Consider the following 12,468-nt stretch of genomic DNA (forward strand, 5'->3'; position numbering starts at 1 on the left):
AGCTCAGAAGCCGAACGGCAATCCTGCTACCCCGACTTCATCGAGTACTACAATCAGCGCAGGCCACACACTGCACTCAAAGGCGCCTCACCCGCCAGCCGCGTCACCAACCAACCGGGTTAGTACATCTAGCCGTGCTGGTGGACGGATATCCGGAAGTCTTCCCCGTCAACTACAAGGTGGATCAACAGTCGGTGATCTTCCGCACCGGGGAAGGAACCAAGCTGCGGGCCGCCGGGGGACCACTCGCCGTCGCGCTTGAAGCAGACGGCCATGACGACGTCCAGGCGTGGAGCGTGCTGGTCAAAGGCAAGGCCGTCATCCTGGAGCCGTCAGAGGAGCTCCTGTCCGGGGCGGGCCTCACGTTGTTTCCCTGGCAGGCCGGAGAAAAGGACCACTTTGTCCGAATCGTCCCCACTTCCGTCAGCGGCAGGCGCTTCACCATCACGTCCCCGCTGACCTGGTGGAACCACGTGGGGCAACGTGCGGGCAGGGACTCTGCGTAGCCGGCGGCGGGCCCATCGGCCCTTTGCTGAACGACTCCTTGCTGGTAGCACTGACCTATGATCGCGTCCCCCACCGCCGCCGCTGCCAAGCCTCCGTTCGACGCCGTCATTTTCGACTTGGACGGGGTGGTCACCAACACGGCCCTGGTCCACCATGCCGCATGGAAGGACGCCTTCGACCGGATCCTGCAGGACCCGAGGATTCCATCCGGTACCAACCGTGCCCCGCTCAGCAGGTCGGACTACCTCACCTTCATCGATGGCATGCCCCGCGAGGAAGGCGTGGTGCGGTTCCTGGCAAGCAGGGGAGTGCATCTTGAAATAGGCCAGGAGACAGATGAGGCCGGAACCTGGACCGGATTCGGCCTGGGCCGGTGGAAGAACGCCCTGTTCCTGGAACACCTCCAGCGGGATGGCGTCCAAAGCTACCCCGGAACGCTGCAACTGCTGCAACGGCTCGCACGCGCGGAGGTGCCAACGGCCGTCGTCACGTCAAGCCGGAACGCCGCGTCGGTTCTGGCGGCAGCGGGCATACAGGGCTTCTTCACCGTGGTGTTGGACGGAGCGGCGGCGGCACGTCTTGGGCTGCAGGGAAAGCCGGCACCTGACGCTTTCCTTGAGGCGGCAGCCAGGCTGGGAGTCGCTCCATCGCATGCCGTGGTGATTGAGGACTCCGCTGCAGGCGTTGAGGCAGGGCGGCGGGGCGGTTTTGGCCTCGTGGTGGGGATCGACCGCACCGGCAACCGCAGGCAGCTCGAAGCCGCGGGCGCCGGAACAGTCCTCAACGACGTGGGAGAGCTGGACCTGGGCCAGGTCATCGGCAATGCCTGGCACCTCGTGTTCGAAGGTTTCGACGCCGCCCACGAGGGACACCGGGAAGCCCTGACCACCCTTGGCAACGGTTACATGGGCGTCCGTGGGGCGGCGCCGGAGGGTGGTCCGTTCAGCTACGCAGGAATGTACCTCGCCGGCGTCTACAACCGTGTCAGGGCAAAGTCCGCCGACGAGATGCTGCTGGAAGAACACATGGTCAACGCACCCGACTGCCTTCCCCTTGATCTTCGCCTGCCCGGCCGGCAATGGTGGTCGGAAGGCGGCATGGCCGTGGTGCGCGAACGGAGGGTCCTGGACCTCAAGAGGGCGGTGCTGGAGCGAAGGCTGTTACTGGAGGGGCCGGACCGGCGGCGCCTGGAAGTGGTACAGACCCGCTTTGCGTCCATGGCCGAACCCCACCTGCTGGCCCTTCAAACGGTTATTACGGCACTGGGCTGGAGCGGAGCAGTTGAGGTCCGCAGCGGAATCAATGCCGGTGTCCGCAATGCCAACCTGCCCGAACGCGCCCAAGGATCCGATGTCCACCTGGCAGACAGGACAGCCCCGCCGTGCCCGGACCAGGACCTGCCCCCGGACGCCGCCTCCGTCGTCGAAGTTGAAACCACCCAAAGCCTGATCCGCATCGCCGCAGCCTACCGGACCCATGTTTCTCCTGGGGCGGCCGGAACCGAGGTGGGCAGGAAAGGGGCTTTCCACTTCCGGACCCTGCGGCTCTCCCTCGAGGCCGGTATCCCGGTCCAGATCACCAAGACGGTGGCGGTGGTGACGTCCCGCGACCGGGCCATCGCCTCGCCGGAAACGGGGGCCCGTGCGGTCCTTGAGCGTACCGGCGGAAACTTCGATGCATTGCTGGCGGCGCACGAGGAGGCATGGCGGCGCGAGCTCCGTCCGTTCCTGGTGGAGATTGACGCGCCGGTCCAGGTGCGGCTGGTCCTCAACCTGCACATCTTCCATCTCCTGCAGACATTGACACACCACACGGCTGAACTGGACGCCGGCGTTACCGCCCGCGGCCTGCACGGCGAGGGCTACCGAGGCCATGTCTTCTGGGATGAGCTGTTCGTCCTCCCGGTACTCACCTCAAGGACTCCCGATATTGCCCGCTCAGTGCTCGATTACCGGTGGCGCCGGCTTCCGGCGGCCCGGCACGCGGCTGCCACGGAGGGACTCGCAGGCGCGAAGTTCCCGTGGCAAAGCGGAAGTGACGGGACCGAAGAAACCCCAAAATGGCTGTACAACGACAGGTCCGGCAGGTGGGTGCGGGACCACTCGCACCTGCAGGTCCACTCCGGCCTGGCCGTGGCCTTCAATGCCTGGCAGTACTTCCAGGCCACGGGAAACAAGATCTGGCTCCTCCAGAAGGGGGCTGAGCTGGTCATCGAGGTTGCCCGGTTCTTCCACTCCCTGGCGGCCTACGACGACCACGGCGGCAGGTACCACCTGCGGGACGTGGTGGGTCCGGACGAGTACCACACGGGCTATCCCGGCCGCGACAAACCCGGGCTGGATGACAATGCGTACACCAATGTCATGGCGGCCTGGGTCTGCTCGCAGGCAGCAGGCATCATGTCCTTCCTGCACGGCAGCGAGCGTGCCGGACTCATGGAACGCCTTGGAGTCAGCGAGGAGGAAACAGCCGGGTGGGCGCACATGGGAACCGCCATGTACGTGCCCTTTCACAGTGACGGCGTGATCAGCCAGTTCGAAGGCTACGGGAACTTGCAGGAACTCGACTGGGAACACTACCGGGACCGGTACGGCGACATTGAACGGCTGGACCTGATCCTCGAAGCTGAAGACGACGCAACCAACGGCTACAAACTGGCAAAGCAGGCGGATGTCCTGATGCTCCCGTACCTCCTGGGCCATGAAGGGTTGATCGCCATCCTCCAGCGGCTGCACTACGGCTTTACGCAGGAACAACTCAACCGGACCATCGAGTACTACCTGGCCCGGACGGCCCACGGGTCCACGCTGAGCCGGGTGGCACACGCCTCTGTCCTGGCAGGCCTGGATGCGGACCGGGCATGGGACAGCTTCCGGGAAGCGCTCGACGCCGACCTCGACGACACCCAACACGGCACCACCCGCACGGGTATCCATTTAGGTGCGATGGCCGGAACCATCGACGTGGTCCAGCGCAGCTTTGCGGGGCTGCGGTTCAGCGGCGACACCATCCTGTTCGCTCCCAACCTGCCGACGGGGCTCCGTGCGGTAGCCTTTGAGGTCCTGTACCGGGGCCACCGCCTCCGGGTCAACCTTAAGGACGGGCACATGAGCATCGCTTCCGCACCCGGTGACGCCGGCCCCATCACTGTGCACGTGTCCGGCAATGATGTGGTCCTTCCACCCGGCCAGACCCGGCAGTTCCCCATACCTGTAAAGGATCCGGGGGTGGCGGCGTCATGAAGAGGCTGGGGATCCTCACCAGCGGGGGTGACTGCCCGGGAGTCAACGCGGTTATCCGGGGAGCCGTGCTGGGCGGTGATGTTGCGCATGGGTACGAATTCCTGGGATTCCGGGATGGGTGGCGTGGTGTCCTGGAACAGGACGTTGTTCCGTTACCCCGGACGAGCGTCCGGGGTATTTCGCGCCTGGGCGGAACCATCCTGGGCACGTCCAGGACCAATCCGCTGGTGGAGAAGGGGATCGACGGCGTCCGCGCCTGCGTCCAGCGCAACGGCCTCGACGGACTGATTGCCATCGGGGGAGAGGGCACCTTGGCGGCAGCCCGCGAGCTGTGCGGACAGGGCATCAATGTGGTGGGGGTGCCCAAGACCATCGACAATGACCTCGGCGCCACGGACTACACGTTCGGCTTTGATACGGCGGTCCAGACTGCCACCGAGGCCATCGACCGCTTGCGGACTACAGGCGAATCCCATCACCGGTGCATGGTTGCCGAAGTCATGGGCCGCAATGCGGGCTGGATAGCACTGCATTCGGGAATGGCCTCCGGTGCGCACGCCATCCTGGTGCCTGAGCACCCCGTGTCCCTGGACCAAATTTGCTCGTGGGTACTTTCCGCCCGTGACCGTGGCAGGGCGCCCCTTGTCGTCGTGGCCGAGGCCTTCGCGCCCGAGGGCCACCCGGCCCCCTACTCTCCCCGTGGCCTGGATACCTTCGGACGGCCGCGCCTGGGAGGCATCGGACTGCTGCTGGAGGGGGAACTGCAGATGAGGACAGGCATCGAAACCCGGGCCACGGTCCTGGGCCACATCCAGCGCGGTGGCGAACCCACGGCCTTCGACCGTGTCCTTGCCACCCGGCTGGGGCTGGCCGCCGTCGAGTCCGCTGCGGCAGGAAGGTGGGGCACCATGGTGTCGCTTCGGGGCACCGACATCGTCAACGTTGGCCTCGAGGAAGCGCTGGGGGCACTGAAGGTGGTGCCGGAGGCGCGCTACCAGGAGGCCGCTGTCCTGTTCGGCTGACTGTCCTCCGGCCGGATCCGCAAAACGGCGGATCCCGTAATCCTGTCGGCTGCCAGGTCTTCCAAAGCTCTGTCCGCAGCATCGAAAGGGTAGGCCGTAGTGGTGATGGACAGGGAAAGCCGCGCCGCGAGGGCCAGGAACTCACGCCCGTCGGCCCGGGTATTGGCTGTCACGCTGCGCACCTGGCGTTCGAAGAAGAGCTCCCTGCCGTAATCCAGGGAAGGGATGCCGCTCAGGTGGATCCCGGCGATGGCCAGGGTCCCGCCACGGTCCAGGGCACGCAGCGCGACCGGGACCAGACCGCCCACCGGGGCGAAGAGAATGGCAGCATCGAGCGGTACCGGCGGGCTGTCGTAAGCGTCTCCCGCATACTCAGCACCCAACTCCATTGCGAGCGCCCGGGCATTTTCGGAACGCGTCATCACGAACACGGAGGCGCCCTGCTTGAGCGCGAGCTGGGCCGTGATGTGCGCAGAGCTGCCGAAGCCGTAGATGCCCAGGCGCCCGCCAACGGGCAGGGCGGCGCGCTTCAGGGCCCGGTATCCGATGATCCCGGAACAGAGCAGCGGCGCGGCCTGTTCGTCGGTGAAGACCGCGGGTACCGGGTAGGCAAAGTCCTCTGAGACGGTCATCTGCTCGGCATAGCCGCCGTCCCGGTCCCATCCGGTGAACACCGGTGCTACGCACAGATTCTCGTCGCCGCGGCGGCAGTAGTCGCAGCGGCCGCAGACACCGCCCAGCCATGCTACCCCGACCCTGTCACCGGGCCTGAAGCGGGAGCAGTCCGGCCCCGTTTCAATGACGACGCCGACTGCTTCGTGCCCGGGCACCACCTGCGGGTGCCGCGGAGGCAGGTCTCCCTCGGCGAGGTGGAGGTCGGTGCGGCAAACGCCGCAGACGCTCACTTCCACAAGGATTTCACCGGCTGCTGGCCGGGGCGCGGCGCGGATCCCCTGTACCAGTGGATGGGTGGATATGGCGCCGGGCTCATTAACCCACCATGCGCGCATTGTTTCTCCTGCCCGGAGCCTGCAGGCCCGTGGCTCGCGGCGGCCCGCTTACTCGAAGCCGGCCCGGGTCGCGTCGTCCAGGGGGCTCTGCCACAAAAGTGGGGCGTTCATGGTGAAGCGCCGTCCCGTTACCGACTCCGGCGTGATGCGGATGAAATGCTCCTGCCCCACGCCCTGCCAAGGAAACAGGGCCCGCCGGATGTCATCAAGGTCAGGCCCTGTCGGCACTGTTTCAACGGCCTTGCCCTTGACTACGACGCTCCACGCAAGGCCGAACTGTGCGCTGACAGCATCTGCTTCCAGCGCCACGGTGGCGTCCGACTCGATGGCCTGCTGCTTGGTGCCGGCACCGGTGCGGAAAACCAGCGTTTGGCGGTCCACCTTGTAGTTGACGGGAAAGACGTCGGGATGGCCGTCGGCGATGACGGCCAGCCGCCCCACCCCGGTTTGGCCGAGGAGGGTCCAGCACTCTTCCGCATCGAGGATTTCCGGGACAGGTACGTTCGTGTTGTCAGTCATAGGCCACAGCGTAGGCAACTCTCCGGCATCCGGAAAGGGCATAAAGGCCCGGCGAAAAAGGGAGGACCTATGGCACTTGGGACCCGCCCGGCCCGGTGGGACGCTGTGGGATGCCTGCTGGGGCTGCACAGTCCGCGCAAGCCGCCCGGCATGCCACAGGGCCGGCCTTCAGCCTAAGGAGAATCCCATGAAAGCCCTCGTCTACGGCGGACCCGGGGAGAAGTCCTGGACCGACGTCCCGGACCCCAGAATCCAGCAACCTGGTGACGCCATTGTCAAAGTCGACACCACCACCATCTGCGGCACGGATTTGCACATCCTCAAAGGTGACGTTCCCGCCGTCGAACAGGGGCGCATCCTGGGCCATGAGGGCGTGGGAACCGTTGTGGAAACCGGTCCGTCCGTCACCGGACTGAAGCTGAACGACCGCGTCATCATCTCCTGCATCAAATCCTGCGGCCACTGTGCGAACTGCAGGACGGGACTTTATTCGCACTGCCTGGGAGCCGAGGGCCAGGAAGGCGCCGGCTGGATTTTCGGCCACCTGATCGACGGGACCCAGGCGGAATATGTCCGGGTCCCCTACGCCGAAAACTCGCTGCACCTGCTGCCCGGGGGCGTCAGCGACGAGCAGGCGGTGATGCTGTCCGATATTCTTCCCACCGGGTTTGAAATCGGCGTCCAGTACGGTCGGGTGAAGCCAGGCGACACTGTGGCGGTGGTCGGTGCCGGGCCCGTGGGACTGGCGGCGATCACCACGGCCGGGCTCTATGGGGCGGCCACGGTCGTAGCCATCGACCTGGACGCCAACCGCCTCCTCAAGGCCACGGAGTTCGGCGCCACGGACACAGTTCTCTCGGGCAGAGCTGACTGGAAGGACCAGGTCATGGCCCTGACCGGAGGGCGCGGCGTCGACGTCGCCATCGAGGCCGTGGGCGTCCCTGCAACCTTTTCCATGTGCACCGGGATAGTGCGGCCCGGCGGATCTGTGGCCAACGTCGGGGTGCATGGAAAACCAGTGGAACTGCATCTGGAGAATCTATGGATCCAGAACATCAACATCAGCATGGGTTTGGTGAATACCAACACCACGCCCATGCTGCTCAGGCTCGTGGCGCAGGGGAAGATCAAGGCGGAGAAATTCGCCACGCACCACTTCGGCTTCGACCAGTTCCTCGACGCCTACGACACGTTCTCCCGGGCTGCCGAGACCAAGGCGCTCAAGGTGATCCTCACATCGTGACGTCCTGGCTGGAACTGCACAGGCCTGGCGGGAACTGCGGAGGGGCTGCCGGGACCTAGAGCCAGTCCGCGGAGAAGTCGACCGGCGGCCACCACCGCGTGCGCGACCGCACGGCAAAACGCCGCCCGGTGATGTCCGTGGGGGTAATGGCCACCAGATGGTCCTTGATACCCGGCTCCCACGGTTCCCGGTCGGCATCGGCGTCCGGCAAAGCCATCCGTTCCTCATCGAAGGGTTCCGGCCTGCCTTTGGCCACCACGCTCCAGACCTCCGTGGCGTACGGATTGAGCCCGTCCACTTCCAGGGCTGCAACTGCGCCACTGAGCAGGGCTCGCAGCTTGGTGCCCGGTGCCGTGCGGAACACCAGCGTTTCCCCGGCAACGGAAAAGTTCACCGGAAAGATCTCGGGCACGTCACCGTTGATGACTGCCAGCCGGCCGATGTAGGAGGACCGAAGATACCGCCAGCATTCGTCGGGATTCAACAGTTCGGTCCGGGACCCGGCAGGCGAATCAGTCATGCTACCGATCCTAGAGCCTGGACACCAGCCGCGCACGGGTGGGCACAGGACCCGGCATGGCGCCCGGACGTTGGAACAGGAACGTCAACCCGCATCTCCTGAAGAGGGATTCGACCCCCACGCAGGCGGCGATGACGGCCGCGGTCAAGGCAAGCGGGTAGACCAGCGCGATGGGCAATGACTTCGAGATGGCCGGCCCAACCGGCGACAAAGGGCCGTGGAAAGCCAGCACAAGGAAATCCATGATGGGCGTGTGCAGGAGGTAGATGCCAAGCGTGCGCCGCCCAATCCACGACCCTGCCACCGCAATGGGCCGGTACCTGGTGACCGCACTGATCATCGCTACCAGTGCAATGACAGCGGCCAGTCCTTGAACTATGAAGACGGCCTGATCGAGGCCGGGGTGGATCTCCGGCAGCGCCATCAGGGCAACGAAGGCCGGGAGTGACACCGCGAGACAGCGCAGCCTGCGGGCGCCCGCGATGTGCAGGAAGATGTTCTTTCCGTAGACACCGGCGGCGAAGAAGACCGCAAGCTCCGGGACTTTGCCCCACTGGCCGGCGGTGCTGTCTACCAGCACGGCGGTGATGATGCTCAAGGCTGCAAGAGCGGCCAGGACCACCGACGACGGGAGTTTCCTGCAGAGGGCCAGCAGCGGGACGTAGACGGCCAGGGCGTAAATGAACCAGAGGGGAGTGTCCGGGGCGATGAGCTGCAGGAAGAAATCGCCGGCAGAGCCAACCCGCTGCGGCCGCGGCGAACCCGCCAGGACGACGCTGAGCAGTGCATAGAGAAGCAGCCATACGGCGTACAGGTAGTAGTTGTTCAGGCTGTACTTCCACGCCCTGCCGTTCCCGAACCCGTTGCGGACCTTGGAGGCGGCAAGGATTCCGGAGACGGCAAGGAGCAGCGGCATGCGGACCGAGCCAAGTCCGGTGGCCACCATGTCCCAGAAGGTGAACGCTACGCTGGCCTCGTGCTCGAAGCGGAGGAAGTGCCACAACCCAACGTGGAAGAGCACCACCGCGACGACGCACAGGCCCCGTGCCGCATCAATCCATTCGACGCGGACCTTTGCCGGCTGCTCCGCAACGGCTGGTCCGTGATTCCCCCGTGACATTGCCCCAAGCTAACAGCGCGGCAGCAGGTATTTCTCTACTTGATGGAATATTGAGGGCGTTGAGGGTACCCTCACAAAGTGCAGCGCTGCCCCGGCACCGTTCACCGAAGGCGTAGCCGGCGCGGGACTGGATTCGGGCCCTGCATCGTTGACTTCCGTAAGGCCCCTGAGGGCACCCGACCGCCGAGAGCGGAACTGAATCCGGAGGTGCGCCATGGAACAGGCGCAGGAACCCATGCCAGCGGACACAGGCGACGTCCTGGACTCTTACTCGCAGACAGTGATGCGCGTCGCGGCGGCAGTCACGCCCCACGTCGCAGCCATTGAAATGACGGCGCAGCGCCGCAACGGACGGGTCAGGGTGGGCGCAGGCTCCGCAGTCCTCTTCACCGAGGACGGCTATCTGCTCACAAACTCCCACGTGGTGGCCGACACCCGGCAAGGCTTCGCGGTCTTTGGCGACGGCAGCAGGATGGAGCTGGAACTGGTGGGCGCGGACCCGTTGTCAGACCTTGCCGTGGTGAAAGGTTCGCGGCCCGGGATTCGGCCTGCAGAGTTCGGTGCGGCGGAATCGCTCCGGGTGGGCCAACTGGTGGTCGCAGTGGGAAACCCGCTGGGACTTGCCGGTTCGGTGACCGCGGGGGTGGTCAGCGGCCTGGGCAGGGCCATTCCGGTTTGGTCGGGCGGTAACCGGCGGGTCATCGAGGACGTCATCCAGACAGACGCGGCCCTGAACCCCGGAAACTCCGGCGGTGCGCTGGCGGACACCCACGCCAGGATCGTGGGCATCAACACTGCCGTGGCCGGAGCCGGATTGGGGCTGGCGATCCCGATCAACGCCACCACTCGCAGGATTATCTCCGCTCTGCTGTCAGACGGAAGGGTGCGCCGCGCGTACCTGGGCCTGGTGAGCACCCCGATGCAGCTCGGCTCGAGCGCCGTGATCCGCACCGGGCGGCGGCAAGGGCTTCGGGTGGTTGAGGTGCTGCCCGGTTCGCCGGCAGGCAAGGCAGGCCTGTCGGCAGGGGACGTCATTGTCACAGCCGGCGGCCACCCGGTCAGCAACGCCGAGAGCCTGCAGCGCCTGCTGTTCGCCGATGCCATCGGCCAGCCGCTCGACCTGGCCGTGCTGCGGGACGGCGCCGAGCTCCACCTGACGGCTGTTCCGGAGGAAATGACGGCCAACGGCGCTGGATAAGGGTCGACGGCGGCCCGGCACCGTGGGCGGGCACGTCCGGAAGGCGAAGTACGAAAGGCTACTGGCTGACCGGAGGCGCTTCCACGTCAGCGATGCCCACGAAACGCGTCCCCACGCCGTCGTACTCGCTGCGGACGCAGCCGGGGCGCACGGCGGGAACGTCCGAAGGGGCGTGGTGCCCGCACACCACGTAGGTGAAGTCCGGCCACCACTTCTTGGGCCGGGCGGCTTCCTCGTACCCGCAGACGGCGCATTCCAGGTGTACCCAGACGGGCCGTTTGCCGGTGCGGTTGGCCCGTGACTGCACCAGCCAGGGCGGGGGATTGTCCATGATGCCGCGGAGCTCGTCCTCCGACATCCATTTCGGCAGGCCGTGGCGCTGTGCCATCTCAAGGGGAACATCAAGGGTTATTGCTGCGTCGCGTCTGCTGATCATCACCTTCCACCATACGGGAGCCGGCCAAATCGGCAGAGGACAGCCCGCTTAACCGCCGAGGACGCAGCCCGGGTGCGGGGTGTCGCTGGAGACCCACAACGCTGAGGCGATTTCGTCAGCAAGGTCGTAGTCGCGGGTGCCGCCCGAACCGGCGATCCGGACCATCAGCGCGCCGCCAAACGGCCGCCGTCCCATCACCTCGACTTCGGCGTCGAGGTCGATGTCCTGGGCGGCGAGGTACCGCAGGAGCTCGGGGTTGTCATCGCTGATCCTGGTGATCTTGCCGCTGTGTCCCTGGTCCAGCGCGGCGAGCAGGTGGGCGCGCGGCATCAGGACCTGGCCGTCCGCGGTGGGGATGGGGTCGCCGTGCGGGTCCCGCTTAGGGTCCCCGAGCTTGGCGGCAACGCGCTCGATGAACGTATCCGACACTGCATGCTCCAGCTGTTCAGCTTCATCGTGGACCTCGTCCCAGCTGTAGCCGAGCCGCTGGACGAGGTAGGTCTCGATGAGCCGGTGGCGCCGGACCATGGACAGGGCCAGGCGCAGGCCGGCCTCGGTCAGCGTGACGGCGCTGTAGGGCTTGTGGTCCACCAGGCCCTGGTCCTTCAGCTTCCGGACCATTTCCGAGACCGAGGAATTTGCCACTCCCAGCCGCTGTGCCAGCTGGGAGGACGTGATGGGCTTGTCCTGCCATTCGGTGAATGAGTAGATGACCTTGACGTAGTCCTCGATCGAGGAGGAGGGCGCGCTGGTCTTCACATGCCCAAGCCTACCGGTTTGGCCGGTGCGGCAGAGTGCGCCGCTTCGGCCACCCCGCCGCAGACCGCGTGCGTCATGCCTTGGTGGCGCGCCAGGCCAGGGTGAGGTAGGGAAGGTCAAGTTCCTGGCCGGGGGCATGGGCCAGGTGCTCGTGCAGGTACCAGTCCAGGTTGGCCAGAACTTTTGCCCGCGTCGCCTCACCGGCCCGAAGGTAGTAGCTGCGCGACTTGGTGAGCTCCATCAAGTGCCCGGTGGTCACCCTGTCCTGCCAGTGGGTGACGTGACCTTCGAGCCGGTGGAATTCTGGCCCGACGACGGGCTTGTGGCCGGGCCGGTACACATCGCCGGCGTGCATGATCCGGGAGAGCCGGTGCACCCAGGGGACGGAGGTGTCCAGCTGGTTCCAAACCAGGCCAAGTGTTCCGTGCGGGCGCAGGACGCGCGCCAGCTCGGTGCTTGCCGCCAGGGGGTCGCACCAGTGCCACGCCTGGGCAACGGTCACGACGTCGAAGGCAGCGTCGGGAAGGCCTGTCGCCTCGGCAGTCCCCGGCGCAGCCGTGGCGGCGGGGCAGTGGGCCTTCAGCTGGGCGAGCATGTCCGCAGAGGGGTCGACGGCGGTGACGTCCAGCCCCATGGCCAGCAGCAATGCGGTGAACTTTCCCGTACCGGCGCCGACGTCCAGGGCGTCATGGGCTCCGGCCGGTACCAGCCACCGTGCAGATTCCGCAGGATAGCCGGGACGGACCCGCTGGTAGTGGCGGCCGCCGTCCTGGAAGCTCTGCCCGAGCTCCGTGCGCCGGCCGTGATCAAGCCTGGGGCCACCCCGAACCACGCGTGGCCTCCTTCTGGTGCTGCTTGCGGATGTCCTTCGAATTTACCGCATGCCCGGCAT

12 protein-coding genes and 1 pseudogene are annotated in these 12,468 nt (G+C 66.2%); 6 read left to right on the forward strand and 7 right to left on the reverse strand.

Features of this window, described 5'->3' with window-relative positions; genetic code table 11:
• The 4 genes and pseudogenes from PUN51_RS12895 to PUN51_RS12910 all read left to right on the forward strand — a co-directional run.
• Positions 1-123 (forward strand): integrase core domain-containing protein (locus tag PUN51_RS12895; RefSeq protein WP_275181331.1); only part of this gene is annotated, 123 nt, incomplete at its 5' end.
• A 2-nt stretch (positions 124-125) separates the two neighbouring features.
• Positions 126-506: pseudogene (locus tag PUN51_RS12900) on the forward strand (pyridoxamine 5'-phosphate oxidase family protein); the annotation flags it as partial.
• A gap of 57 nt (positions 507-563) precedes the next feature.
• Positions 564-3,749, forward strand: a complete 3,186-nt coding sequence (locus PUN51_RS12905; RefSeq protein ID WP_224026500.1) for an HAD-IA family hydrolase — start codon at positions 564-566, stop codon at positions 3,747-3,749.
• Positions 3,746-4,771 carry an ATP-dependent 6-phosphofructokinase gene (locus PUN51_RS12910; RefSeq protein ID WP_224026499.1) on the forward strand — a complete coding sequence of 342 codons (1,026 nt, stop codon included), beginning with the start codon at positions 3,746-3,748 and terminating at the stop codon, positions 4,769-4,771. Before PUN51_RS12905 ends, PUN51_RS12910 begins: the two co-directional genes overlap by 4 nt.
• Here the strand turns inward: PUN51_RS12910 and PUN51_RS12915 are convergent.
• A complete protein-coding gene (locus PUN51_RS12915) occupies positions 4,741-5,781 on the reverse strand; it encodes a zinc-dependent alcohol dehydrogenase family protein (RefSeq protein WP_224026498.1) in 1,041 nt (346 codons plus the stop codon). The genes PUN51_RS12910 and PUN51_RS12915 overlap by 31 nt on opposite strands.
• A gap of 48 nt (positions 5,782-5,829) precedes the next feature.
• Positions 5,830-6,300, reverse strand: a complete 471-nt coding sequence (locus tag PUN51_RS12920; RefSeq protein WP_224026497.1) for a pyridoxamine 5'-phosphate oxidase family protein — start codon at positions 6,298-6,300, stop codon at positions 5,830-5,832.
• Positions 6,301-6,487: 187 nt separating this feature from the next.
• Here PUN51_RS12920 and PUN51_RS12925 point away from each other — a divergent pair, with 187 nt between their 5' ends.
• Entirely contained in the window at positions 6,488-7,543 is a 1,056-nt protein-coding gene (locus PUN51_RS12925; RefSeq protein WP_275181238.1) for a zinc-dependent alcohol dehydrogenase family protein, read from the forward strand.
• Positions 7,544-7,598: 55 nt separating this feature from the next.
• Here PUN51_RS12925 and PUN51_RS12930 read toward each other — a convergent pair whose 3' ends face one another.
• Positions 7,599-8,063 (reverse strand): pyridoxamine 5'-phosphate oxidase family protein, encoded by a 465-nt coding sequence (locus PUN51_RS12930; protein ID WP_224026495.1) that lies wholly within the window; start codon positions 8,061-8,063, stop codon positions 7,599-7,601.
• Between the two features lie 10 nt (positions 8,064-8,073).
• Positions 8,074-9,183, reverse strand: a complete 1,110-nt coding sequence (locus tag PUN51_RS12935) for an acyltransferase family protein (RefSeq protein ID WP_275181239.1) — start codon at positions 9,181-9,183, stop codon at positions 8,074-8,076.
• A 214-nt stretch (positions 9,184-9,397) separates the two neighbouring features.
• On the opposite strand from PUN51_RS12935, the gene PUN51_RS12940 reads away from it, so the two are divergent.
• Positions 9,398-10,381 (forward strand): S1C family serine protease, encoded by a 984-nt coding sequence (locus tag PUN51_RS12940; protein ID WP_275181240.1) that lies wholly within the window; start codon positions 9,398-9,400, stop codon positions 10,379-10,381.
• A 58-nt stretch (positions 10,382-10,439) separates the two neighbouring features.
• Here the strand turns inward: PUN51_RS12940 and PUN51_RS12945 are convergent, their stop codons facing one another.
• From PUN51_RS12945 to PUN51_RS12955, 3 genes are all read right to left on the reverse strand, one after another.
• A complete protein-coding gene (locus PUN51_RS12945) occupies positions 10,440-10,817 on the reverse strand; it encodes a hypothetical protein (RefSeq protein ID WP_159631605.1) in 378 nt (125 codons plus the stop codon).
• A gap of 48 nt (positions 10,818-10,865) precedes the next feature.
• A complete protein-coding gene (locus tag PUN51_RS12950; RefSeq protein ID WP_159631606.1) occupies positions 10,866-11,576 on the reverse strand; it encodes a metal-dependent transcriptional regulator in 711 nt (236 codons plus the stop codon).
• Between the two features lie 73 nt (positions 11,577-11,649).
• Positions 11,650-12,408 (reverse strand): class I SAM-dependent methyltransferase, encoded by a 759-nt coding sequence (locus PUN51_RS12955; protein ID WP_275181241.1) that lies wholly within the window; start codon positions 12,406-12,408, stop codon positions 11,650-11,652.
• Positions 12,409-12,468: the final 60 nt, after the last annotated feature.

The organism is Arthrobacter sp. NQ4, from assembly GCF_029077345.1.
Lineage (GTDB): Bacteria > Actinomycetota > Actinomycetes > Actinomycetales > Micrococcaceae > Arthrobacter.

Coding starts and splice junctions, on each gene's coding strand:
- PUN51_RS12905 (WP_224026500.1), top strand. CDS start 564: ATGATCGCGTCCCCCACCGCCGCCGCTGCCAAGCCTCCGTTCGACGCC.
- PUN51_RS12910 (WP_224026499.1), top strand. CDS start 3,746: ATGAAGAGGCTGGGGATCCTCACCAGCGGGGGTGACTGCCCGGGAGTC.
- PUN51_RS12915 (WP_224026498.1), bottom strand. CDS start 5,781: ATGCGCGCATGGTGGGTTAATGAGCCCGGCGCCATATCCACCCATCCA.
- PUN51_RS12920 (WP_224026497.1), bottom strand. CDS start 6,300: ATGACTGACAACACGAACGTACCTGTCCCGGAAATCCTCGATGCGGAA.
- PUN51_RS12925 (WP_275181238.1), top strand. CDS start 6,488: ATGAAAGCCCTCGTCTACGGCGGACCCGGGGAGAAGTCCTGGACCGAC.
- PUN51_RS12930 (WP_224026495.1), bottom strand. CDS start 8,063: ATGACTGATTCGCCTGCCGGGTCCCGGACCGAACTGTTGAATCCCGAC.
- PUN51_RS12935 (WP_275181239.1), bottom strand. CDS start 9,183: ATGTCACGGGGGAATCACGGACCAGCCGTTGCGGAGCAGCCGGCAAAG.
- PUN51_RS12940 (WP_275181240.1), top strand. CDS start 9,398: ATGGAACAGGCGCAGGAACCCATGCCAGCGGACACAGGCGACGTCCTG.
- PUN51_RS12945 (WP_159631605.1), bottom strand. CDS start 10,817: ATGATCAGCAGACGCGACGCAGCAATAACCCTTGATGTTCCCCTTGAG.